At 62.3% G+C, this 23,595-nt stretch carries 14 protein-coding genes, 1 other RNA gene and 6 pseudogenes; 19 read left to right on the top strand and 2 right to left on the bottom strand.

The window, feature by feature from the left end:
• Positions 1 to 7: 7 nt before the first annotated feature.
• The gene (locus JCM25146_RS05605; protein WP_025826482.1) at positions 8 to 268 is read right to left on the bottom strand and encodes a DUF2312 domain-containing protein; all 261 of its coding nucleotides are present in this window, start codon (positions 266 to 268) and stop codon (positions 8 to 10) included.
• A 257-nt stretch (positions 269 to 525) separates the two neighbouring features.
• Between JCM25146_RS05605 and zwf the strand changes: the two genes are divergently transcribed.
• Both zwf and JCM25146_RS17515 read left to right on the top strand, forming a co-directional pair.
• Complete coding sequence (gene zwf / locus JCM25146_RS05600; RefSeq protein WP_025826480.1) at positions 526 to 1,998, top strand: glucose-6-phosphate dehydrogenase; 1,473 nt, start codon at positions 526 to 528, stop codon at positions 1,996 to 1,998.
• Positions 1,995 to 2,464, top strand: a pseudogene (locus tag JCM25146_RS17515) (hypothetical protein). The gene zwf and the pseudogene JCM25146_RS17515 overlap by 4 nt, the downstream one beginning before the upstream one ends.
• Positions 2,465 to 2,506: 42 nt before the next feature.
• On the opposite strand, the gene JCM25146_RS05590 reads toward JCM25146_RS17515, so the two are convergent.
• Positions 2,507 to 3,589, bottom strand: a complete 1,083-nt coding sequence (locus JCM25146_RS05590) for an alpha/beta hydrolase (RefSeq protein WP_025826478.1) — start codon at positions 3,587 to 3,589, stop codon at positions 2,507 to 2,509.
• 95 nt (positions 3,590 to 3,684) lie between these two features.
• On the opposite strand from JCM25146_RS05590, the gene rnpB reads away from it, so the two are divergent.
• From rnpB to ftsZ, 17 genes and pseudogenes are all read left to right on the top strand, one after another.
• Positions 3,685 to 4,098, top strand: an RNA gene (gene rnpB, locus JCM25146_RS20640) — RNase P RNA component class A.
• A 310-nt stretch (positions 4,099 to 4,408) separates the two neighbouring features.
• Positions 4,409 to 4,888 (top strand): division/cell wall cluster transcriptional repressor MraZ, encoded by a 480-nt coding sequence (gene mraZ, locus JCM25146_RS05585; protein ID WP_025826476.1) that lies wholly within the window; start codon positions 4,409 to 4,411, stop codon positions 4,886 to 4,888.
• Between the two features lie 3 nt (positions 4,889 to 4,891).
• Positions 4,892 to 5,911, top strand: a complete 1,020-nt coding sequence (gene rsmH / locus JCM25146_RS05580) for a 16S rRNA (cytosine(1402)-N(4))-methyltransferase RsmH (RefSeq protein ID WP_025826474.1) — start codon at positions 4,892 to 4,894, stop codon at positions 5,909 to 5,911.
• A complete protein-coding gene (ftsL, locus tag JCM25146_RS05575) occupies positions 5,908 to 6,894 on the top strand; it encodes a cell division protein FtsL (protein WP_025826472.1) in 987 nt (328 codons plus the stop codon). The genes rsmH and ftsL overlap by 4 nt, the downstream gene beginning before the upstream one ends.
• A 31-nt stretch (positions 6,895 to 6,925) precedes the next feature.
• On the top strand, positions 6,926 to 8,977 hold the full coding sequence (locus JCM25146_RS05570) for a peptidoglycan D,D-transpeptidase FtsI family protein (RefSeq protein WP_025826470.1): 2,052 nt from the start codon (positions 6,926 to 6,928) through the stop codon (positions 8,975 to 8,977).
• Positions 8,974 to 10,450: pseudogene (locus tag JCM25146_RS17510) on the top strand (UDP-N-acetylmuramoyl-L-alanyl-D-glutamate--2,6-diaminopimelate ligase); the annotation flags it as partial. The gene JCM25146_RS05570 and the pseudogene JCM25146_RS17510, both read left to right, overlap by 4 nt.
• Positions 10,440 to 11,862, top strand: a pseudogene (locus tag JCM25146_RS17505) (UDP-N-acetylmuramoyl-tripeptide--D-alanyl-D-alanine ligase). The pseudogenes JCM25146_RS17510 and JCM25146_RS17505, both read left to right, overlap by 11 nt.
• A complete protein-coding gene (gene mraY / locus JCM25146_RS05555) occupies positions 11,863 to 12,957 on the top strand; it encodes a phospho-N-acetylmuramoyl-pentapeptide-transferase (RefSeq protein WP_025826468.1) in 1,095 nt (364 codons plus the stop codon). It begins immediately after the preceding pseudogene.
• Positions 12,954 to 14,368 (top strand): annotated as a pseudogene (gene murD, locus JCM25146_RS17500) (UDP-N-acetylmuramoyl-L-alanine--D-glutamate ligase). The gene mraY and the pseudogene murD overlap by 4 nt, the downstream one beginning before the upstream one ends.
• Before the next feature lie 7 nt (positions 14,369 to 14,375).
• Positions 14,376 to 15,539, top strand: a complete 1,164-nt coding sequence (locus tag JCM25146_RS05545; protein ID WP_025826466.1) for an FtsW/RodA/SpoVE family cell cycle protein — start codon at positions 14,376 to 14,378, stop codon at positions 15,537 to 15,539.
• Positions 15,536 to 16,680 (top strand): annotated as a pseudogene (gene murG, locus JCM25146_RS17495) (undecaprenyldiphospho-muramoylpentapeptide beta-N-acetylglucosaminyltransferase). Before JCM25146_RS05545 ends, murG begins: the two are co-directional and overlap by 4 nt.
• Positions 16,677 to 18,110 carry a UDP-N-acetylmuramate--L-alanine ligase gene (gene murC / locus JCM25146_RS05535; RefSeq protein WP_025826464.1) on the top strand — a complete coding sequence of 478 codons (1,434 nt, stop codon included), beginning with the start codon at positions 16,677 to 16,679 and terminating at the stop codon, positions 18,108 to 18,110. The pseudogene murG and the gene murC overlap by 4 nt, the downstream one beginning before the upstream one ends.
• Positions 18,107 to 19,057: a UDP-N-acetylmuramate dehydrogenase gene (gene murB, locus JCM25146_RS05530; protein ID WP_025826463.1), complete on the top strand. Its 951-nt coding sequence runs from the start codon at positions 18,107 to 18,109 to the stop codon at positions 19,055 to 19,057. Before murC ends, murB begins: the two co-directional genes overlap by 4 nt.
• On the top strand, positions 19,054 to 19,992 hold the full coding sequence (locus tag JCM25146_RS05525) for a D-alanine--D-alanine ligase (protein ID WP_025826461.1): 939 nt from the start codon (positions 19,054 to 19,056) through the stop codon (positions 19,990 to 19,992). Before murB ends, JCM25146_RS05525 begins: the two co-directional genes overlap by 4 nt.
• Positions 19,989 to 20,942 carry a cell division protein FtsQ/DivIB gene (locus tag JCM25146_RS05520; protein WP_025826458.1) on the top strand — a complete coding sequence of 318 codons (954 nt, stop codon included), beginning with the start codon at positions 19,989 to 19,991 and terminating at the stop codon, positions 20,940 to 20,942. Before JCM25146_RS05525 ends, JCM25146_RS05520 begins: the two co-directional genes overlap by 4 nt.
• Positions 20,935 to 22,371: a cell division protein FtsA gene (gene ftsA, locus JCM25146_RS05515; protein WP_025826457.1), complete on the top strand. Its 1,437-nt coding sequence runs from the start codon at positions 20,935 to 20,937 to the stop codon at positions 22,369 to 22,371. The genes JCM25146_RS05520 and ftsA overlap by 8 nt, the downstream gene beginning before the upstream one ends.
• A gap of 82 nt (positions 22,372 to 22,453) precedes the next feature.
• Positions 22,454 to 23,595: pseudogene (gene ftsZ / locus JCM25146_RS17490) on the top strand (cell division protein FtsZ); the annotation flags it as partial.

The following is a 23,595-nucleotide window of genomic DNA, read 5'->3' as shown; positions in this document are numbered from 1 at the left end:
GATACTCTTACATGCCCAGAGCACGGCGGTAGATGTCCAGCAGGGTTTCCTGCTCTTCCACTTCCGAGGGCTCCTGTTTGCGCAGGCGGATAATCTGGCGGATGACCTTAACATCAAACCCGGCCGATTTGGCCTCGGTAAAAATGTCCTTTATGTCACCCGCAAGTGCCTTGCGCTCTTCCTCAAGCCGCTCCACCCGTTCAATAATGCTTCTCAGCCGGTCTGCGGCAATACCGCCTACTGCTGCGTCTTCATGTTCGCCATCCATGTTCGGCTCCCTTTAGTTGCGCATCGTATCCCAGGCTCATCAGTACGGGATAACAAAAACCGTACTGTGCGGCCTAGCCAAAGGCTGCGGGCTTATCGTGCCGCGTGCATGCGGTCAATGTCACACACCATTCTAACCCTTGCAAACCCGCCCCGAGCCTTCCATAAGCTGAACAATTCTTGTGTTGCGGGCGCACACCCCTACAGCACCTTTATGGACGGCGGCCCAGCCCACCACCCCTGCGGGAATGTTCTTCCATGGCTCTTGTCAATCACACGGGACCTTTTGACTTTGTCATTTTTGGCGCAACGGGCGACCTGTCGCGCCGCAAGCTGCTGCCTGCCTTTTTGCGCCGCTTTCATGCGCAGGAGTTCAGTGATGACGCCCAGATCATCTGCGTTGCCCGCACAGCCCTGAACACGGAGCAGTTCCGCGAGCAGACAGAAGCCGCCCTGCGTGAATTTGCCCCCGAAACCGCCCAAGACGAGCAGACCCTGCACCATTTTCTGGGCCTTCTGACCTATATTACGCTGGATGCGCTCCAACCCGGTGGGGACTGGCAGGCGCTCAAAACCCTGCTGGCGGCAAACGACCGCCCCCGTGTTTTTTATCTGGCCACAGCCCCGGCCCTATACTCCCCGCTCTGCGAGGCACTGGCACGGCATGACCTGATCAACCAGCACTCCCGCGTGGTGCTGGAAAAACCCATTGGCGTTAATCTGGAGACCGCGCAGACCATCAACCATGGCGTGGGGCAGTTCTTCCCCGAGGCCTCCATCTACCGGATCGACCATTATCTGGGCAAGGAAGGGGTGCAGAACATTCTGGCCCTGCGCTTTGCCAACCCGATGCTGGAAAAACTCTGGTCGTCCGAGGCCATAGCCCATGTGCAGATCACCGCAGCCGAGACTGTAGGCGTTGGCAGCCGCGGCTCCTACTACGATGAATCCGGAGCACTGCGGGACATGGTGCAGAATCACCTGTTGCAGATGTTGTGCATGGTAGCCATGGACGCCCCGGCCTCCCTCGGTTCCGATGACCTGCGCAACGAAAAGCTGAAGGTGCTGAATGCCCTGCGTCCCATGACCCCGGATATGGTGCGCCGCAATGTTATTCGCGGGCAGTACGTGGCAGGGGAACTCAAACGCACGGATGTGCCCGGTTATAATGATGACCTTGGCACAGGCCGGGCCAGTAATACCGAAACCTTTGTGGCCATCCGCACCAAAATCCGTACTGCGCGGTGGGGGCATACACCGTTTTACCTGCGCACCGGCAAGCGGCTGGCAACAAAAACCACCGAGATTGTCATCCAGTTCCGCCCGCAGGTGTGGCCGATCTTTACCAACATGCCCTCGCCGGGGCGGCTGGTCATTCGCATTGCCCCGCGCGAGGAGTTGTCCCTTGTGACTGCGGTGCGCGACCCCGGTGCCGGTGGGTTCCGCGTGCGCAATGCAAAGCTGAGCATGTCTTACGAAAACGCGTTTTCCGTCACCTATCAGGACTCATACGAGCGCCTGCTGCTTGATGCGGTGCGCGGAGACCCTGCCCTGTTCATCCGCCGTGATGAGGTCGAGGCCTCATGGCGGTGGATCGAGCCCATTCTCAACTCATGGCGCCACGCCATGACCCCGCTTGAGCCCTACCGCGCAGGAAGCTGGGGACCCGCCTCCACCAGAGCCCTACTGGCCCGCGATGGCGCCTTGTGGCATGAAGATATGCTGACATGACAGACACCAACAAAACCCCGACCTCCGCCCGCCCCACAATAGGGGCAAAACGCGGCCCATTTGCCAAGCGTACCCTGCGCCAGCATATCCTGCGCAGGCTGGCCATGGTGCTGCCCCTGACTCTGCTTATGCTTGTACTGGCAAAAAGCGGCATTCTGGAGCGCATGGTGGACCGTTACACGTTCTCCGCCCAGAGCTGGTACAACGACACGGCATTAGTCCAGCACCTGCGGCTCAAGGTCACGCAGAACGGCATGACCCACGACAAGCCGGAATGCCTGCTGTTTGTTGTCAATGGCAACGACCAGCCTACGGCATCACGCATTGATGTGATGGAAAAAAGCACCGGCACATGCCCTGCCCCCAAGGGGGAGCTGAACAAGCTGTTTACCCTCAAGGTGGACCGCATGAACCGGGTCATCCTCTCCGATCAGGCTCGCCCGGCTTTTTCCACCCCATTCCCTAAGCCACCTCCCCTATATCTGGGCAGGTCGCGGGTCGCCCGTAGTTATGTGCGGGCGGCAAAAACCCTGCGCAGTGCTCTCCCCCCAAGGCGTAAGGCCGCCTTGCCATGGGGCATAAGGGCATAAAAATTGAGAAAAGCATGTAAGGTTCCGGGGTAGCAGCGGTATAGCACCGCCACCCCGGCCTGCTGGAGGGCCGAGGCATAGGCTCGCCCTTCATCACGCATGGGGTCACATTCCGCCGTCACAATCACCGCTGGGGCCAACCCACCCAGTTCGGCCGTGTGGCCGGGTACAAAGCTGGGGTGGGTCCAATCCTCGTCGCGCTGCACATACTGGGCGGCATACCACTCCATGGACCGGCGGGAGAGAAAATACCCATCCTCGTAAGTTGCCTGCGATGGCAGGTTATTGCGCCCGTAAAGCGAGGGATAATACAGCAGTTGCAAAGCCGGATCAGGGCAGCGACCTGCCCGCCCCTCCTGCGCCAGTACCGCCGCCAGATTCCCCCCCGCACTATCGCCTGCAACACCCACCTGCCCACCCCAATAGCGCGCACTCGCACGCGCAAGCCAGCACAGGGCCGCACGCGCATCCTCCACAGCAGCGGGAAAAGGGTGTTCGGGTGCCAATGCATAGTCCGGCAGCAACACCGCAGCCCCTGACTCGCGCGCAAGGCGGCAGCATATGCCGTGGTGCGAGTTCAGCCCGCAATGCACAAACCCGCCTCCATGCAAATACAGCACTGCCCCCCGCACCCGCCCGCGCGGAACATACAGCCGCGCAGACAAAAGCCCCGTAGCTCCGGGTATTTTTACGGCAATCACCCGCCGCAACGGCAGGGCGGACAGACACTGGGGGAAGGACGGGGTATCCATGGCCCTGCGCAAGGCGTGCAAAAAATGCCGGTGCGTATCCGAGTGTTCAGGTGCCAAAGGAGCTGGCTTTGCATCGGGGTCTGTGGCAGCGGCGTGGTGGCACTCCTGCGCATCCGTCGGGTGGACTGCGTGATTGGCCTGCCGCTTTTTACGCCGCTCCTGCCAGCGGATGACCCCCAGCAGCACGCGTGAGGACAGGTTGGGCACAAGCGGGACAGACGCGGATGGTGGAAGCGTAAAATCGGGCATTGCGCATGATGTGCATTCTTACCCCATGCTGCCAAGAGCGCTTTTACACCACAAAGCCCTTGACCTGCGCCTGCCGCCAACGCAGGGTGCGCGGGCCAGACGGTCGGACGGTCGCTGTTGTGCGTTTTTGCGCATGATGGAGGAAAGTCCGGGCTCCACGGGAAGAACGGTGCCGGTTAACGGCCGGCGAGGGTGACCTCAGGGAAAGTGCCACAGAAAACAGACCGCCTTCCGGGTTCCGTAACATGGGACACCATGGGACGGGCTGAAGGTAAGGGTGAAACGGTGCGGTAAGAGCGCACCGCTCCGCTGGTAACAGGGGAGGCACGGTAAACCCCACCGGGAGCAAGACCGAATAGGAACGGCAGAAACCCTCTGGGTTTCGGGGGTTCTCCCGCCCCGTCGTTCGGGTTGGTCGCGTGAGGCATGTTGCAAGACATGTCCCAGAGGAATGATCGTCCAGGCCCTTTTGGGCTAGACAGAACCCGGCTTACAGACCGTCTGGCACTCAATCTCCCCTTTTCTACTGCGCAACCGCACATGGGCTTTTGCGTACCATTTTTACCGTAAAAGAACATAACATGAACAAACAATGTCTTTTCCGCGTGCGATTCTAGATGATCAATACATCCGCCCGACTCCCGAAGTAAGTATGAATACTTTATAAACGGCAGTTTTCTGCTGTTTTTTCTTCGCTTTTAATTTGCGTCCCATGTCATCCCATGCTATCCCACGGCAGACCATAAAACACGGTTGCGGTCCCATGTTCCCCGCGCCCAACGAACAAAAACCATTGGCTCAAAAGGACTTCTGAACTTCGTGAGTGTGTTCCTCGGCACGCATGAAAATCGATTCGACGCAAAAGGACGCGTCTCGATTCCTGCTGGGTTCCGCTCTGTTCTTAAGTCACAGCAAAAGGAAGGCGATGCGCTGGTGATTCTCCGCCCCTCCCATACGCTGCCCTGCATTGAGGCATGGCCAGCCACGGCCTTTGCCCGCCTGACCGAGCCACTGGACCGGCTGGACATGTTCTCCGATGAGCATGACGACCTTGCCGCCGCCATTTACGCCGATGCCTACCCCATGGACCCCGACCGCGAAGGCCGCCTGATGCTGCCCGACTTCCTACGCGAGCACGCAGGCCTACAGGACGGAGCGACCGCAGCCTTCATGGGGGTTGGCCGCATTTTCCAGATCTGGGAACCAGAAGCCGCGCGCGCACGCCGGGCCGAAGCACGCCAGAAGTCCCGCCGTGTCACCATTCCCGCGGCTCCGCAGACCAGCCAGAGGGAAGACTAGGCCATGAACGCGCTCCCCCTTCCCTCCGCCATTACGCCACCGGGCAACGGGCATGTACCCGTCATGCTGGCCGAGGTGCTGCACTACCTGACCCCAGCCAACGATGAGGCCATTCTGGACTGCACCTTTGGTGGGGGCAGCTATAGCTGCGCAATCCTGAACACGGCGGAATGCAACGTCTGGGCCATAGACCGTGACCCGGATGCCATTGCCCGCGGGGAGGCCCTGTGCGCAACCTTGCAGCAGGTCGAAGGCCGGTCGCGCCTGCACATGCTTGCTGGTAGCTTTGGCCACATGGCCGAACTGGCAAGGCAGGCCGATGCTCCGGGCTTTGACGGCATTGTCATGGACCTTGGCGTATCCTCCTTCCAGATTGATGAGGCCGAGCGCGGCTTTTCCTTCCGTTTTGACGGGCCGCTGGACATGCGCATGGCGCGGCAGGGCCGCAGTGCGGCCGATATTGTCAACACAGCCCCAGAGGCGGAACTGGCCGATATCTTCCATTTTTATGGGGAGGAGCGGCACGCCCGCCGTGTGGCCCGCGCCGTTGTGGCTGCACGGGCGGAAGCCCCGCTGCACACCACCTTGCAACTGGCCGAGGTCATACGCTCCGTTGTGCCACAGGACCGCTCCGGCATTGACTCCGCCACCCGTAGTTTTCAGGGCCTGCGCATAGCCGTGAATGACGAACTGGGCGAAATCGAACGCGGGCTGGAACAGGCTCTGACCCTGCTCAACAGTGGCGGGCGGCTTGTTGTGGTGTCCTTCCACTCTCTGGAGGACCGTCTGGTCAAGCGCGCCATGCAGCGCGCCCTTGGCAAAGATGTCAGCTTCTCACGCCACGATCCGCGTGCCTCTCTGGCTCCGGCAGCACCGCCCGCTTTTGTCGCCCTGACCAGCAAGGCCATCCGCCCCGGAGATGCCGAGTGCAAGGCCAACCCCCGCGCACGCAGTGCACGCCTGCGCGCCATGATGAAACGCCCCGCCCCCACCGCTCCCTCGCCTAAAGGATTGCAAGCATGATCCCACGCCCATTTACATGCTGCTGCGCTGTGCTGGCGATTACATCGGGGTTCTTCCTGTACACGAAGAAGCACCAGACAACCCTGCTGGACCAGCAGATTTCGGGCATTGTGCTCGAAACCGAACACGTGCGCGCCCAGACTGCCATGCTGCGCACCGAATGGGCGCTGGAAAACCAGCCCGAGCGGCTGACAGCCCTTGTGGCCAAGCATGCCGCTTATCTGCAATCGATGGACCCGGCGCAGTTCGTGCGTATGGCCGATCTGGTGCAGCATCTGCCTGATGTGCCAAAAGATGCCACACCTGTGGCCCAGTCCAGCACACCAGCAGTGGTGGCTGCTACCAACCGGCCCGCGCCAGTTGCCGCACCTGCTGCCGCTGTAGTTGCTACCAGCACCATGCTGCATCCGCCTGCTCCAACGCCAGAACATGAGCGCGCAACGGTTGTGGCGGATACTACACCTGCGGTGCCTGTCCATGCAGCGCCTGTGCGTGTCGTGCGCCCGCACCCCACTGTCGTGGCCATGGAAAGCCCCGCGCCAACTCCCCCGCGCGCCCTGTTGCCGCCTGCCCCCCTACCTGCCCCGGCTATCGTGCATGATGGGTCCGTCGCACCACGGGCTGCTGCTGTAACGCACCGACAGCCAACGGTTGTAGCAGATGCTCCGCGCCCCCTGCCGCACCAGACCATACAGACCGCCAGCGTGGATGACACGGACATCTCCGCCCGGCGCGCAGCCCCCGCTACCCTCAGCCACGCGGAGGCCATGGCCCCACGCCGTCTGGCCCAGAATAGTGATGACGTAACCCCTGTACGCCACCCGCTCCCCGTGGCGGCGGCAAGCTGGCATCCTGTACGCCAGCACAGAACCCCAATGAGTCAGGGCTATATGGAAGCCCGCGCGACTTCCGGTTATACGAGCGGGTCCCTGCTGAGTCGCGGCAGCGATGCCCTGCCGGCACCCGTTCCCGTAACCAACTGATTATTTTGGCTGAAAGTCCCCCTGACACGATATGGTCGTTCCCCCACGCCATGATTCTGAAACAACACGCACGATTGGTGTAACGGGGGAGGACCTGCGCGCCCGCGCGCACCGGGAGCAGATGCACGTCCGGCTTTTGTGGGTGTCTGCCGGGTTCTGCGCACTATTTGCCTGTGTGGCCATCAAGCTGACAATTGCCACGGTGCTGCGCCCCATGGCGCCCGAACAGCGCCAGATTGCCCCACAGGTCCCCAAAATTCCCAAAATTGACCCCAAGGGGAGTCTGGCGGGAGATTATGCCCTGCCGCAGGTGCACCGCGCCTCCATTGTGGACCGCAACGGGCAGACACTGGCCCTCTCTCTGCCGGTGGCGCAGGTGTATGCCAATCCGCAGGAACTGATCGACCCGCAGGACGTCGCCCACAAGCTCAAATCAGTCCTGCATGATCTGGATGAGCACGAAACTGCTGAGCGGCTGGCCCGGCATAAACAGTTTGTCTACATTGCGCGCAACATTACCCCCCAGCAGGAGCTGGCGATCAACAACCTTGGCATTCCCGGTATTTATTTTGAACCGGGCGAGCAGCGGCATTATCCGCTGGGCCGTATGGCCGCCCAGATCATGGGCGCTGTGGATATTGATGATAACGGCATTGCCGGTGTGGAGCGGTTTTTCAACAAACGACTGCTGGTGGATCGCAAACCCTTGCGGCTCTCGCTGGATATTCGCGTGCAATCCGCCGTGCGTGAGGAAGTAGCCGCAGCCAAGGACACATTCCAGGCCATTGGGGCGTGCGGCATTGTTATGGATGTGCGCACGGGCGAAATTATCGCCATGGTCAGCCTGCCGGACTATGACGCAAACGAGTTTGCCCACGCCACAAATGATGAGCGGTTCAACCGCTCGGTCACAGGGCTGTACGAACCGGGTTCCACCTTCAAGCTGCAAACCACCGCCATGGGGCTGGAGACAGGGACCATTCATATATGGGACAGTTTTTCCTCCGTCCCGCTCAAGATCGGCCGCTTTACCATCCGGGATATGAAGAACGACCACTTTGCCCCGTGGCTGTCCCTGCCCGAGGTCATGGCCTATTCCTCCAACCCGGCAGCGGCCCATATTGCGCTTGATGTGGGTGGCAAGCGGCAGGCCGACTGGCTGCGCAGCATGGGCTTTTTTGCCCCCGTCCCCGTAGAACTGCCAGAGGCCGCCCGCCCGCTTGTGCCCCGCCAGTGGGGCCTAGCCACCACCATGACCGTAGGCTTTGGCCACGGCGTGGCAGAACCGCCGCTGGCCATTGTCCGTGGCACAGCGGCGACAGTTAATGGTGGTATTCTGGTCACCCCCACCCTGCTGGATCAGGAAGATGCGGACCCGCCAGAGCAGGACGCCACTCCCGGCGGAGCGCTCCAGCAAGGCGTGCAGGCTGTAGCCCTGAGCCAGAGCCTGCCCCCAGCCCCCCCCATGGGCACTGGTGCTCCCATGCCCGAGGCCCCGGTTGTGCCGCAGGGTGTGCGTGTTCTGTCCGAAAGCAATTCGGCGCTACTGCGCAGGCTGCTGCGGCTGGACGTTACGCAGGGCACTGGCAGAACCGCAGAATCACCCGGCTATTTTGTGGGCGGCAAAACCGGCACGGCAGAAAAAATCGGGCCGCATGGCGGCTACCTCAAGCACGTCAATATTTCTGCCTTCACCAGTATTTTCCCCATGAACGCACCACGCTACGCGGTGTATGTCATGCTCGACAGCCCCCAGCCCACGCCGCAGACACATGGCTGGACCACTGCGGGGTGGAATGCCGCGCCTACAGTCTCACGCGTGATCTCTCGCATTGGCCCCATGTTGCAGATCTTCCCTGACATGGACCACGCCAAGCAGATTGACGCCCAGCTTGCCATTCCCATGCACCCGGCAGTACCGCGTGGCGTCAGGCCGCTCGGTCCGGGCAACGACCCCGGAGACCCACGCAAACTGGAGGCCGAACACCGCGCCACCAAACTAGCGGCAAAACAGGCACAGGAGCAGGGCGCACACACGCTGGCAATCCGTAAAAAAATGGCACAGGAGAAGATGGACGAATGAGCAGCCCACTCTCCACCCTACTGCGCGCATGCAAGCTGAGCGCCACAACGCCAGCCGACCCGCACGTCCACGCCATTACGGCCGACAGCAGGCAGGTCGGGCCGGGTGTTATATTCGCGGCACTACCCGGCACACGCGTGGATGGTAGCAGTTTTATCGGGGCGGCAGTCCACGCAGGTGCTGCGGCCATTCTGGCCCCTACCGGCACGCAATGGCCGCAGGGCCTGCCTGCCTGCCCTTTGGTCACCTGCTGACCCGCGCCATGTTCTGGCGTTGTGGGCCAGCATGCTGGCAGGGCCACAACCGGCCCATCTGGTCGCGGTAACGGGCACAAACGGCAAAACCAGTACAACCGACTTCATACGTCAGATATGGTCCTTACAAGGCCACAAAGCGGCAGGCATTGGCACACTGGGCCTGACCGGGGCCGAGGGTACGGGGGTTACCTTTCCCCCCCTGACCACGCCAGACCCGGTGGCGCTGGCCCGCGGGCTGGCAGCCCTTGAGCGGGCTGGTGTGCATTACGCAGCGCTGGAGGCATCCTCCCACGGGCTGGAACAACGGCGGCTGGACGGGCTGCATCTGCAAGCTGCGGGCTTTACCAACCTTACACGTGACCATCTGGACTACCACGGCACAATGCAGGCCTACAGAACGGCCAAGTTGCGGTTGTTTGACACGCTTTTACCCCACGGTGGGCTGGCTGTGGCCAATGCGGACATGGATGAAACAACCCTCAATGCCCTGCATACCATTGCCCGCGACCGCAGTTTGGACCTGCGCCTGACAGGAACCCACGGTACCACCCTACACCTGCTGGCCTGCCACGCAGTACCCGCCGGGCAGGAGCTGCATATTGCGTGCAATGGGCGGAGCAAAACTGTCACCTTCCCCCTGCCCGGCCGTTTTCAGGTCGATAATGCACTACTTGCCCTTGCGCTGGCCGTGCCTGATGAGACCGCACTTTATGGCGCGCTTGATCTTCTGCCCGCCCTTACGGGGGTACGCGGACGCATGGAGCGGGCCGTAGTCCTGCCCAATGGGGCCTGCGCATATGTGGATTATGCCCATACGCCCGATGCCCTCACCCGGCTGCTATCCTCGCTCCGTCCACATGCGCGTGGGCGGCTGATTGTTGTTTTTGGCGCAGGCGGGGACCGTGACAAGGGTAAACGGCCACTTATGGCGCAGGCTGCAGCCAATGGCGCTGATATTGCCATAATTACAGATGATAACCCCCGCTCAGAAGACCCCGCGCAAATCCGTGCGGAAGTCCGCGCAGGCGCACCTGACGCGCTGGAGATAGGGGACCGCAGGCAGGCCATAACAGAGGCCTTGTCCATGCTAGGATCGGAGGATGTATTGGTGGTGGCGGGCAAAGGCCATGAGCAGGGGCAGATTATAGGCACAACCGTACTGCCGTTTGATGATGCAGCGGTCATTCGCGCTGTGGCGGGTCAGCATGAGCACCCTGTGGACCCGCGCGGAGCTGGAAGAGGCGACTGGTGGCCACTTCCTGCCCACCACCGGCGCATCATCAGCGGCCGACAAATCTGCCAACACCGCTGAGTATGGGGCCGTCACCGGCATTTCCATTGACACGCGCACCCTTGCCCCCGGCGATCTGTTTATTGCCCTTACAGGGGATACGAGCGATGGCCACGCCCATGTACAGGCCGCGCTGGACAAGGGAGCCGCCTGCGCCATGGTGCATACGGCCCATGGGCTGAGCGACCCGCGCATTCTGGTCGTATCCGACACGATGGTGGGCCTACAGCAGCTGGCACTGGCTGCCCGCGCACGGTTTGCAGGCAAGGTTGTGGCCATAACGGGCAGTGTGGGCAAAACCACTACCAAGGACATGCTGCGCCTGTGCCTGAGCGCCAATGGCCGGACGCACGCCTCCGTAGCGTCCTACAACAATCATTGGGGGGTTCCCCTTACCCTCGCACGTCTGCCGCGTGATGCTGCCTTCTGCATTAGCGAAATCGGCATGAACCACCCCGGCGAGATCCTGCCCCTTGCACGCATGGTCCGCCCCGATGTGGCGTCATCAGCACCATCGGCTCCGCACATCTGGGGCATATGGGCAGTCTGGACGCGATTGCGGCGGAAAAAGCCTCCCTCATCACCACCCTGCCCGCCGGTGGCATTGCCGTAGTGCCTGATGATGCACACGGCGCATCCTTTTTTACCAGTGCCGCACAGGCAGCCCACGCAACCTTGTGGACGGCAGGCACAAACCCTGCCAGCACCGCGCACATGGACCACCTGCGCACAGAGGCCAGTGGCACACGGTTTACAGCCCACATAGCAGGGGTGGACGTTGCTGTGCATGTGCCAGCCCCCGGCCTGCATCTGACCCGCAATGCACTGGCCGCACTGGCCGCCTGTGCTGCTCTTGGGGTGGACTTACCCAAAGCCGCAGCCGCATTGCAGGCTTTTGCCCCCGGCAAGGGCCGCGGGGCGCTCAGCCACATTGCAGGTGGCACCGTAACCTTGCTGGATGAAAGTTATAATGCGTCCTCGGCCTCCATCCGGGCTGCACTGGATGTGCTGCACCACCTTGATGCCGCCCGCCGCATTGCCATTCTGGGCGATATGCGCGAACTGGGGGACTTCTCCACGGCAGAACACGCAGCCCTTGCCCAGCCGGCAGCCACATCAGCCGACCTTGTTTTTTGTTGCGGACCACACATGAAAACCCTTTTTGACGCACTCCCCCCGCCCGACACGCATGGGCGGACAATGCCGCAGCCCTTGCCCCACTGGTATGCACCGCCCTGCGTGCGGGGGACGCGGTGCTGGTCAAGGGCAGTCTGGGCAGCCGCATGCGTGACGTGATAACAGCCCTTGAAAACCTTGATAGCGTGGAGCCCGCCTGAATGTTGTATCTTCTGGTCTCTCACGCGGTCCATGACGGGCACATTACCCTGCTTAACCTGCTGCGCTACATTTCCTTCCGCGCAGGCTGCGCGTGCATGACCGCGCTGGGCATAAGCCTTGTGCTGGGCAGGCCGCTCATTACCATGCTGCGCCGCATCCAGCGCTATGGCCAGCCTATCCGCGCCGTAGGACCGGAGCGGCATATTCTTGAAAAAGCAGGAACCCCGACAATGGGGGGCATGCTCATCCTGATCTCACTAACCGTGGCAACGCTGCTGTGGGGCAACCTGGAAAACGGGTTTGTCTGGGCGGTACTGCTGACCACGCTCGGCTTTGGCGTCATCGGCTTTGCCGATGACTACCGCAAGCTGGCACGGCGCAATACGGACGGGCTTTCCAAGCGGGCCCGTCTGGGGTCAGAGTTTGCCATATCGCTCATTTGCGGGGCGTGGTTGCAGTACCTTATGCCGCCTGAACTGGCCAACCATCTGGCCTTCCCCTTTGCCAAAGAACTGCTGCTCCCCCTTGGTCTGCTCTACCCCGTGTTCGCCATGATCGTGATTACGGGCTTTGGCAATGCGGTCAATTTTACCGACGGGCTGGACGGGCTGGCCATTGGCCCCGTGGTGGTGGCCTCCCTTGTGTTCGCCATTCTCTCCTACGTGGTGGGCAACCATGTTTTTGCCGACTACCTGCAGGTCCATGCCGTACCCGGCACGGGGGAGCTGGCGGTGTTCTGCGCAGCCCTTGTGGGAGCCGGGCTGGGCTTTTTGTGGTTTAACGCGCCCCCGGCCGCCGTGTTTATGGGGGATACGGGGTCCCTCTCCCTTGGTGGGGCACTTGGCTCGCTGGCTGTCGCCATCAAGCACGAACTGGTGCTGTGCATTGTCGGCGGTCTGTTTGTGGTGGAAACGCTGTCGGTCATTATTCAGGTCTTCTGGTACAAGCGCACCGGCCGCCGTGTGTTCCTTATGGCCCCCATCCACCACCATTTTGAAAAGAAAGGCTGGGCAGAGCCAAAAATTGTCATCCGGTTCTGGATTGTTTCCATCGTGCTGGGCATGTGTGGTCTGGCCACGCTGAAGCTGCGATGAGCACCTTCCCCCACACAGTGTTTGCCGTGAAACGTTTTGCCGTTCTGGGGCTGGGCCGCAACGGCCTGCCCGCCGTGCAGGCACTCAGCGCCTGCGGCGCACATGTGCAGGCATGGGATGATGGGGACACAGGCCGCAACGGTCTGGCCGACGCTCTGGCCCAGATGCCCCCCGAACAGGCCGCCCGCATTACCTGCGCCCCGCTGGATGATCTGGGCGGGTTTGACGCCCTTGTGCTCTCCCCCGGTATTCCGCACCATCTGCCACGTGTGCACCCCGTTGCAGCGCTGGCCATTGCGGCGGGTGTTCCCATTCTCTCCGATGCGGAACTGCTTTACCGTGCGGTACGCGCCTGTGGGGGCAAGGCCCGCTTTGTCGGTATTACCGGCACCAACGGCAAATCCACCACCACCACTCTTTTAGCCCATATTCTGGAGCAGGCCGGGCTGCCGGTGGCTGCGGGCGGCAACCTTGGCCCAGCGGCCCTTGCCCTGCCCCGCCTGCCGGATAACGGCGTATATGTGCTGGAAATGTCGTCCTACATGCTTGAGCGGCTGGACACCCTGCACTTTGATGCCGCCTGCCTGCTCAACCTGACCCCCGACCATCTGGACCGCCACGCAGGAATGGCGGGGTACGCACAGGCCAAGCGCCGCGTGTTCACGGGGCAGACTGCGCAGGACATGGCCGTCATTGGCATTGATGATGCGGACTGCGCCCATATTGCCACCGAACTGGCCCGTGGTGCAGCACCCTGTGTGACTGTCTCTGGCACCAACCTGCTGCCAGTTATTACGGCAAGGATGGCGCCATATGGCACAACGACGCAGCACTTGCACCGCTGGGGCCTACGCTACCGGGCGCGCATAATGCGCAAAATGTCGCCGCCGCACTGGCCATGGCCCGCTTTTTAGGCGTGGCGGACAATGTGGCCGCACGGGCAATTGCCAGCTTTACCGGCCTGCCACACCGGCAGAAACTGGTTGAAACCTGCAACGGCACCGCCTTTATTGATGACAGCAAGGCCACCAATGCCGATGCCTCCTCGCGCGCGCTGGGCTGCTACGACAAGCTGGTGTGGATTGCAGGCGGCATCGCCAAGGAAGGCGGGATCGACAGCCTTGCCCCTTACTTCAACCGTGTTGAACATGCCTTTCTGATCGGGCGGGATGCGGCCTTGCTGGCGGCAACCCTTGCCCGCCACAACGTGCCCCATACCGTGGTGGACACGCTGGATCATGCGGTTGTGCAGGCTTACAGTCTTGCACAGCAGACCCAAACGCCCGTTATCCTGCTCTCACCCGCCTGTGCGAGCTTTGACCAGTATGCCGGGTTTGAGGCACGGGGGCGGCATTTTCAGGCACTTGCCCACGCGGTGCATGCACAACAGACGAGCGGAACGGGGCAGTAGGACAAGCATGGCCGGTTATTCCCGTACTGATGATTCGCCTTTCGGCCGCTGGTGGCGGAATGTGGACCGGACAACACTGGTCTGCACCTTTATCCTGATCGGCTTTGGCTACATCCTTATGCTTGCAGCCAGCCCTGCCGTTGCGGTGCGCATTGGCGCGTCACGCAACATGTTCATTTTCAAACAGGTCATGTTCCTGAGCGTGGCAGGGCTGATTGTGACCGGCGTTTCCATGCTCTCGCGCCGCACCGTGCTCCGCCTTTCCCTGATCGGGGGGGCGCTCATGCTCGGTGCAACCATGCTCACGCTGGTGCACGGCATAGAGATCAAGGGCGCGCGCCGCTGGATTGCGCTGCCACTCATGTCCCTCCAGCCATCAGAGTTCCTTAAGCCGTGCTTTGCTGTGGTTACGGGGTGGCTGCTGACCGAGCGTCGTATTTCACGCTATTTTCCGGGTATGCTCATAGCCTTTGGCCTGTATGGGCTTATTCTTCTGCTGCTCAAGTCCCAGCCGGATATTGGCATGCTTACGGTCATTACCGCCGTTTTTCTGGTCCAGTTGTTTGTGGACGGGCTGAACCTGATTTTTGTCGGGTTTGGGTTTGCCTGCATGGTGGGTGCGGGCATTGCGGCGTTTTTTATCTTCCCGCATGTGCGCTCCCGCGTGGAGCGGTTCATGCACCCCAATGTAGGGGACCATTACCAGATTGATACGGCCCTGCGCGCCTTTGGCAACGGCGGGCTGATGGGCCGTGGCCCCGGAGAGGGCCGGGTCAAGGACCTGCTCCCCGACGCCCATGCAGACTTTGTGTTCGCCGTGGCGGGGGAGGAATATGGTCTGGTCATCTGCCTGCTGATCATCTGCATTTTTGCGGCCATTGTGGTGCGGACCCTGCTGCGCCTGATCCGCGAGGACGACCCGTTTGTGGTCATTGCCACCACAGGCCTGCTGACGGGGTTTGGGTTGCAGGCGTTTGTGAACATGGCTTCGACCTTGCATCTTATCCCCACCAAGGGCATGACGCTGCCATTCATTTCCTACGGGGGGTCTTCAGCCATGTCTGTTGCTCTGGCCATTGGTATGGTGCTCGCACTCACACGGCAGCAGCCGGGGGGGCTGCGCTCTGGTAACGGCTTTATCACCACTCTCAGACAATGGCGGTCAGCATGACGTCCCGTACCATCGTGATCGCGGCCGGGGGTACTGGCGGGCATTTTTTCCCCGCCGAGGCTCTGGCTGAAGCGCTGGTGGCGCGTGGCCACCACATTGTGCTCATGACCGATGCCCGCGCAGGCAAACGCGCCAATGGCGTATTTGCCCACAACCCGCAGTATGTGCTGCGCGGTGCGGGGGTTGCCGGGCGTGGCCCCATTCGCGCCCTGCGTGCTGGTATTACGCTGCTGGGCAGCGCATGGAAGGCCCGCGCCATCCTGCGCACCATACAGCCCGATGCCGTGGTGGGGTTTGGCGGCTACCCCTCCATTCCCCCCCTGCTGGGGGCACGGCTACTGGGCCGCAAACACCCCGCCCTTATCATCCATGAAGGTAACGCGGTACTTGGCAAGGCCAATGCCGTGCTCTCCCGCTTTGCCGATGTGATCGCCACCTCCTTTCCCACGGTTGCCAAGCTACCCATGGGGGCCAGAACCGTGCTGACCGGCATGCCCGTACGCCCCGCCATTGCAGCCCTTGCGGGTGAGCCATGGTCCGCCCCGGCACAGGACATCTCCCTGCTGGTCTGGGGGGGCTCTCTGGGGGCGCGCATTTTTTCGCAGGTGGTGCCCGCAGCCATTGCGCGCCTGCCAGCGGAACTGCGCGCACGCATAAACCTGACCCAGCAGGCCCGTGCGGATGATGTGGATGCCGTGCGTCAGGCCTATGCCGACATGGGCGTAAAAGCCCGCGTGGAACCTTTTTTGAACGACGTGCCAGCCCTCCTGCGTGCGGCTCATCTGGTCATCGGGCGCGCGGGGGGCTCCTCCGTAGCGGAAATAACCACCGCAGGTCGCCCCTGTGTTCTGGTCCCCCTACCATTGCCGCCTCTGACGAGCAGACAGAAAACGCCCGCGCCGTAACCGATGCGGGCGCAGGCTGGATGATCCGCCAGCCCGACTTTACCGCCCCAGCCCTTGCAACCCGTCTGCAAGACCTTTTCACCACTCCGGACGACCTTGCCCGTGCGGCTGCCGCCGCAGCAACACTGGCCCGCCCGGACGCCGCCCTCCGTCTGGCTGATATAGTAGAAGAATGCCTCCAACTTTCTCCTTCACCCGCCCATCCGCCCTCACTCGAGACGGAGACACGCACATGAGAGCCCTGCCCCTTTCCATCGGAACCATCCATTTTGTCGGCATTGGCGGCATTGGCATGTCCGGCATTGCGGAGGTTCTGTGCCTGCTGGGCTACTCCGTGCAGGGGTCGGACATAGCAGAGAACGCCAACGTCAAGCGCCTGCGTGCTGCGGGCATTCCGGTTACCATCGGGCATGATGCGGCCAATCTGGGCAACGCGCAGGTTGTGGTCATTTCCACCGCCGTCAAGCGCGACAACCCCGAGGTGGTTGCCGCACGCGCCAAGCTTATTCCCGTTGTGCGGCGGGCAGAAATGCTGGCCGAGCTCATGCGCCTGCGCTGGGCTGTGGCCATTGGCGGCACACATGGCAAAACCACCACCACAAGCCTTGTGGCCGCTGTGCTGGAGGCCGCCAAACTGGACCCAACCGTTATCAACGGCGGGATTATCGAGGCCTATGGCACCAACACCCGCATGGGCAAGGGCGACTGGATGGTGGTGGAGGCGGACGAGAGCGATGGCTCGTTCCTGCGCCTGCCTGCCGTTATTTCGGTCGTGACCAACATGGACCCCGAACATCTGGACCACTGGGGCTCTGCCGAGGCCATGGAGGCGGCGTATGACCAGTTTGTCTCCAACGTGCCGTTCTACGGCTTTGCCGTGCTGTGCATTGACCACCCGGCTGTGCAGCAGATGATCCCGCGCCTGTCGGACCACCGGATTGTCACCTATGGCTTCTCCCCCCAGGCGGACGTGCGGGCCGAAAAGGTGATTACCGACAAGCTGGGCGCCACGTTTGAAGTCACGCTGACAGACCGCGTAAGCCGCCGCACCCGCAAGGCTGGCCCCTTCCGCCTGCCCATGCTGGGCAACCATAATGTGCAGAACGCCCTTGCCGCCATTGCGGTCGCCACCGAGATGGACATCAGTGACGATGTCATCCGCTCCGGCCTTGCCAGCTTCCGTGGTGTCAAGCGCCGCTTTACCCGCACGGGTGAAGCTGGCGGTATTACCGTGATTGATGATTACGGGCACCACCCGGTGGAAATTGCCGCCGTGCTCAAGGCTGCACGGCAGGCTGGGGCCAACCGTGTTATTGCCGTCATGCAGCCGCACCGTTACTCACGCCTGAGAACCCTGTTTGCCGATTTCTGCACCTGCATGAATGATGCGGATACGGTCATTGTCTCTGACGTGTATGCCGCGGGCGAGGACCCTCTGCCCGACGCCAGCCGTGACAAGCTCATAGAGGGTCTGCGCGAACGCGGGCACCGCTCCGTGGTCCCGCTCTCCAGCCCCGAACATCTGGCGGAAATGATCAACGCCATTGCCAAGCCGGGTGACTATGTTGTCTGCCTTGGTGCGGGCACCATTACCAACTGGGCGCAGGCCCTGCCCGCCCAGCTTGCCGCCCTGCAGGCCGAGCAGAAGGGCGGAAGCGCGGCATGAGCTCCCTCCCCGCAACCACGCTGGAAGACATGGTGCGCCATGCTTTTGCTGGCGCACGCGGGCGTGTAAGCGCGCAGGCTCCCTTGGGCGCACGCACATGGTTCCGCGTGGGTGGTCCAGCCGAATGGCTGTTCCAGCCCAGCGATGCGGAGGATCTGGCAGGCATGCTCAGCCGCCTCTCCCCCGAATTGCCGGTTATTGCACTGGGTGCCTGCTCCAACGTGATTATCCGTGATGGCGGGCTGGATGGCGTTGTGGTGCGCATGGCCCGTGGTTTTGCCGATATTGCGGTAGAGGCCGACGGGCTTGTGGTCGGCAGCGCCTGCCTTGACGCCACCGTGGCCGAACACGCAGCACAGGCGGGCCTTGCAGGGCTGGAATTTCTGGCAGGTATTCCCGGCTCCATTGGCGGTGCCGTACGCATGAACGCGGGTGCTTACGGGGCAGATATTGCCAGCGTGCTCGACTGGGCGGAAATTGTTACGCGTGACGGCAACATGCTCCGCCTGGGCAATGCCGCCCTGCGCTTTGGCTACCGCCGCTCTGGCCTGCCCGAAGGGGCCATGGTAGTGCGGGCCCGCCTGCGCGGCACACCGGCCAGCCCGGCTGATATTGCCCGCCGCATTGCCGACATCCGCGCAGCACGCGAGTTGTCCCAGCCCGTACGTGCGCGCACGGGAGGCTCCACCTTCCGCAACCCCGACCCCGAAGTTTCCGCCCGCAAGGCGTGGGAGCTTATTGATCAGGCCGGGTGCCGGGGTCTGCGCAGAGGGGATGCGCAGGTCAGCGAGAAGCACTGCAACTTCCTCATCAACCTCGGCCACGCCACGGCCCAAGACCTTGAAGCACTGGGCGAAGACTTACGCCAGCGCGTGACCCAGCACTCCGGTGTGTCCCTGCACTGGGAGATCAAACGCCTCGGCCGTACACAAGGAACCCCCGCATGAACACTGCCAAACGCATTACTGTGTTGATGGGGGGCATGTCCTCGGAACGGACTGTCAGCCTTTCCTCCGGGCATGGTGTGGCGGAAGCCCTGCGCAGCCTTGGCCATACGGTCAGCACGCTGGACGCGGGGACCGACCTTGGCGTGCTGGTGGCCGAACTGGAGGCGCAAAAGCCCGATGTGGTGTTCAACGCCCTGCACGGCCGCTTTGGTGAGGACGGGTGCATTCAGGGTATTCTGGACTGGATGGGCCTTGCCTACACCCACTCGGGTGTGCGGGCCTCCGCCACAGCCATGGACAAGGCCGCCGCCCGCGCCACGTTTGTGTCTGCCGGTCTGCCGGTCGCACCCGGTCGGGTTATTGACATTTCCGAACTGGAAGCAGGCGACCCCCTGCCCGCCCCCTATGTGGTCAAACCCGTGTGCGAGGGGTCGTCCGTAGGGGTTTCCATCGTCCGGCCCGGTGCCAACGTGCGCGCACGCATTGTGCGCGACTGGACCTTTGGCCCACAGGCACTGGTGGAAGAGTTTATTCCGGGGCGGGAAATTACCGTAGGCGTTATGGGCGATCGCGCCCTGACAGTGACCGACATTACCCCCACAGGCAACGGCCACGACTTTTACGACTACGACGCCAAATACAATGCCGGTGGCTCCCGCCATGAACTCCCGGCCCGGATCGCACCCGATGTGGCCGAGCAGGCACTGGACGTGGCCGTGGCAGCACACAGGGCGCTGGGCTGTTCGGGCGCATCACGCTCGGACTTCCGGCTTGATGATACTAACCCGGATGCCCCACGCCTGATCCTGCTGGAAGTCAACACCCAGCCGGGCATGACCGCGACATCACTCCTGCCCGAGCAGGCGGCCTACTGTGGCATCAGCTACCCCGAACTGTGCAACTGGCTGGTTGAGCAGGCCACCTGCCGCCAATGACGCGCCCCGCCAGCCGCCCCTCCCGCACGGGACTGTTCCTCAAGCGCCAGAAGCGCCTGCTCCGACCTGTTATCGGGCTGGCGCTTCTGGCGTGCGCTGGGGTCGGGGTTTATCTGGCGGTACCACTTCCCCTGCTGGAACAACAGATTGCCCCACTACGGGACAAGGTTCTGGGCACGTCCGCCCTGCGGGTGACCAGCATCCGGGTCGAAGGCGCCAACCTGACCAGTGATGGCGCAATCCGTGCAGCGCTCAATATTGCCGTGGGCGACCCGGTGCTGAACTTCAACGTCTCCCGCGCGCGGGAGAACCTGAACGCCCTGCCTTTTATTGACCACGTCAGTGTGGAACGCCACCTGTCGGGCGAAATTGACGTGCATATTACCGAACGCCCCCCCTATGCGGTGTGGCAGCATCAGGGGCATTTCATCCTGATCGACCGGCAGGGGCAAAAGGTGCCTGACCAGGGTGCGAACGACAAGGACGCCACGGCCTTTGCAAAACTGCCTCTGGTGGTGGGTGACGGCGCAAACGAAAACGCCGCGGCACTGATTGACGTGCTTGCACAGGAACCCGAGGTCAAATCCCGCGTAGCCGCTGCCGTGCGGGTCAGTGACCGCCGCTGGAACCTTAGCCTCAAAGATGGCGCAACCGTGCTTTTGCCTGAAGGGGAGGAAGCTCCGGCCATTCACCGTCTGGCCCGGATCAACGCCAGTACCCAGTTGCTGGACCGCCCCGTGGTGCTGATAGACATGCGCCTGCCCGACCGGCTGACCATAAGGGAGCGCCCGCCAGAACCCACTCCGGCCTCCACGCCGCAGGCGGGGGATACAGCCAAGGCTGCGCCACCGGCCCATAATACTCCGGGCAAGGACACCTCCCGCATCCCGCACCACGCCCAGAGTAAAGACACCCCCAAAACCCCTACGGAGGAAAGCCGAGATGAATGACAGCGCGCACTCCCCAGCTTCCCCCGAGCTTAGTCTGACTGACCGCCTGCACAAAAAACGGACCAGCACCCCGGCCAGCTCTACCCTACGCATGAGCGGGGGGGCTGGTTCGCTCCCCCTGCCCCCGAGCGAGCGCAACAAGCGCCCGCACACATGGCGCAACGGCTACAGCGCCGTGCTGGACATCGGGTCCACCAAAATCACCTGCCTGATCGGCAAGGGCGAACCCAACGGCATGCTGCGCGTGGCAGGCTATGGCTGGCGCCGTTCTGCCGGTGTGCGCAACGGGGCCATTACCGAGTTGCAGGAGGCTGAAGCCGCCATACGCGCAACCGTGGCTCAGGCCGAAAACATGGCCGAACGCACTATAGACAAGGTGGTTGTCAACCTGTCCTGCGGGCACCCGGCCAGCCGGCTGTTCAATGTCCGCTGGCCCATTGGCGGGCGGGTTGTGACCGAAGCGGACATTCGCCGGGTGGTAACGGAAGGCCGGGTGCAGGCCACCGTGCAGGGGCGAGAGGTCATTCACACCCTGCCCATCGACTTTACGGTGGACGATACCGAAGGCGTGTCCGACCCACGGGGGCACCTGTGCGAAACGCTCAAGGCGCGCCTGCACATCATAGATGCGGCAACCACCGCCCTGCTGAACCTTGAGACCGTACTCAACCGGGCAGAACTACGCATGGAGGCTCTTGTCTCCTCCCCCCTCGCATCGGGGTTATCCGTGCTGGATGCGGATGAGCGTGACCTTGGCTCGACCATTGTGGACATGGGGGGCGGCACCACATCGCTCGCGGTGTTTGGCGAGGGGCAGATCCTGCACACCGCCCAGATCGGTGTTGGGGGGCTGCACGTCACGCGTGATATTGCCCGCGGGCTTGGCACATCGCTCGACAATGCGGAGCGGTTGAAAACCGTTTACGGCAGTGCCGACCTCTCCACCGATGTTGAGGACGAAATCCTGACCGTGGAACTGCTGGGCAATGACGTGCCGCATTTTGAGCAGATATCCCGCGCGCAGCTTGGCCGCATCATTCGCCCACGCATGGAAGAAACGCTGGAACTGGTGCGCGAAAAACTGGATGGTGCGGGCCTTGGCATGGCCGCCAGCGGTCGCATCGTGCTGACCGGGGGCGGCTCCCTGCTGGATGGAATCCGCCCTCTGGCAGAGCGTATTCTGGGAGCGCCGGTCAGTGTTGGCCGCCACTCCGGCCCCGGTTTTACCCGCTCCGTCCGACTGGGGCGGCCCAAGAATATTGCCGGACTGCCAGAAGATACCGCAGCCGCCGCAGGCTTTGCCACAGCCGCCGGACTGCTGTTCTGGGCGGCCAGTGCGGAGCGCCCGTTTAGTGATGTGGAATTCCGTGAAGCCGCACCAAGTGGTTTTTTACAAAAACTGGTTGCTTTTATTCGTGAGAGGGTTTGATTTGCCTCTCAAAAGCTTGGTAAACTATCCGCAATCTTATCCAACCCGCCCCCGTTAACCCGCCGCAGTCCGGGAGAGACACATGACACTCAACCTAACAGTTCCACCCCAGACTCATGCTGATTTTTCGCCCAAGATCACCGTTATAGGCGTAGGCGGCGGGGGCACGAACGCGGTTGACAACATGATTGCCTCCAACCTGGAAGGGGTGGAGTTTGTTGTCGCCAATACCGATGCGCAGAGTCTGGCCAAAAGTCTGGCCGACAGCCGCATCCAGCTTGGCCCGCACCTGACCCATGGCCTTGGCGCTGGCGCCAAGCCCGAAGTCGGACGTGCCGCAGCGGAAGAAGCTGCGGACGAAATTGCCCGGTATCTGGACGGCGCGCACATGGTGTTCATTACCACCGGCATGGGTGGGGGCACGGGTACGGGGGCGGCTCCTGTTATTGCCCGCATGGCGCGTGAGCGGAACATCCTGACCATTGGCGTGGTCAGCAAACCCTTTGCCTATGAAGGCAAGCGCCGCGCCCGCGTGGCGGATGAAGGGATTCAGGAACTTCAGCAGTATGTTGATACGCTGATCGTCATTCCCAACCAGAATCTCTTCCGTATTGCCAACGAGCGCACCACCCTGCGTGAAGCCTACAAGCTGGCTGACGAAGTTTTGAACATGGGTGTACGCGGCGTTACCGACCTGATGATGGAGCGCGGCTACGTCAACCTCGACTTTGCCGACATCCGCAGCGTTATGGCCGAAATGGGCAAGGCCATGATGGCACTGGCGAGGCAGAGGGCGACAACCGCGCGGTGGAAGCAGCAGAAGCGGCCATCTCCAACCCACTGCTTGAAGACACCTGCATGGCTACAGCCAAGGGTCTGCTGGTCAATGTCACGGGTGGTGAGGACATGACCTTCTTCGAAGCCGAAGAAGCGTTCAACCGCATCTGCCGCGAAGTGCCAGAAGACGCAAACATGATCTTTGGTACGGTTATTGAAGAAAAAATGACCGGACGACTGCGTGTGTCCGTTGTGGCAACCGGCATTGACGTCCCCCCCAATGGTGGCGGGGCCGAACGCCCCCATACGGCGGTAGAAGCCGAAGCACAGCCAGAGCAGCCTTATGCTGCCCCCGGTGCGCCGCCAGCCGCAGCACCGGTGACGGCTCAGCAACAGCACGCTCCAGCCCCTGTAGCGGAGCAGCCCGTTGCCCCGCAGCCGCAGGCC

The organism is Acetobacter okinawensis JCM 25146, assembly GCF_000613865.1.
GTDB classification, from domain to species: Bacteria; Pseudomonadota; Alphaproteobacteria; order Acetobacterales; family Acetobacteraceae; genus Acetobacter; species Acetobacter okinawensis.
This window is presented reverse-complemented; position numbering and strand designations above follow the sequence as displayed.

Excerpts from the sequence above, each read along its gene's own strand:
- JCM25146_RS05570 (WP_025826470.1), top strand. The coding sequence starts at position 6,926 with ATGGTCGTTCCCCCACGCCATGATTCTGAAACAACACGCACGATTGGT.
- murB (WP_025826463.1), top strand. The coding sequence starts at position 18,107 with ATGAGCTCCCTCCCCGCAACCACGCTGGAAGACATGGTGCGCCATGCT.
- murC (WP_025826464.1), top strand. The coding sequence starts at position 16,677 with ATGAGAGCCCTGCCCCTTTCCATCGGAACCATCCATTTTGTCGGCATT.
- rsmH (WP_025826474.1), top strand. The coding sequence starts at position 4,892 with ATGAACGCGCTCCCCCTTCCCTCCGCCATTACGCCACCGGGCAACGGG.
- JCM25146_RS05605 (WP_025826482.1), bottom strand. The coding sequence starts at position 268 with ATGGATGGCGAACATGAAGACGCAGCAGTAGGCGGTATTGCCGCAGAC.
- ftsA (WP_025826457.1), top strand. The coding sequence starts at position 20,935 with ATGAATGACAGCGCGCACTCCCCAGCTTCCCCCGAGCTTAGTCTGACT.
- JCM25146_RS05590 (WP_025826478.1), bottom strand. The coding sequence starts at position 3,589 with ATGCCCGATTTTACGCTTCCACCATCCGCGTCTGTCCCGCTTGTGCCC.
- JCM25146_RS05525 (WP_025826461.1), top strand. The coding sequence starts at position 19,054 with ATGAACACTGCCAAACGCATTACTGTGTTGATGGGGGGCATGTCCTCG.
- zwf (WP_025826480.1), top strand. The coding sequence starts at position 526 with ATGGCTCTTGTCAATCACACGGGACCTTTTGACTTTGTCATTTTTGGC.
- ftsL (WP_025826472.1), top strand. The coding sequence starts at position 5,908 with ATGATCCCACGCCCATTTACATGCTGCTGCGCTGTGCTGGCGATTACA.
- mraY (WP_025826468.1), top strand. The coding sequence starts at position 11,863 with ATGTTGTATCTTCTGGTCTCTCACGCGGTCCATGACGGGCACATTACC.
- JCM25146_RS05545 (WP_025826466.1), top strand. The coding sequence starts at position 14,376 with ATGGCCGGTTATTCCCGTACTGATGATTCGCCTTTCGGCCGCTGGTGG.
- JCM25146_RS05520 (WP_025826458.1), top strand. The coding sequence starts at position 19,989 with ATGACGCGCCCCGCCAGCCGCCCCTCCCGCACGGGACTGTTCCTCAAG.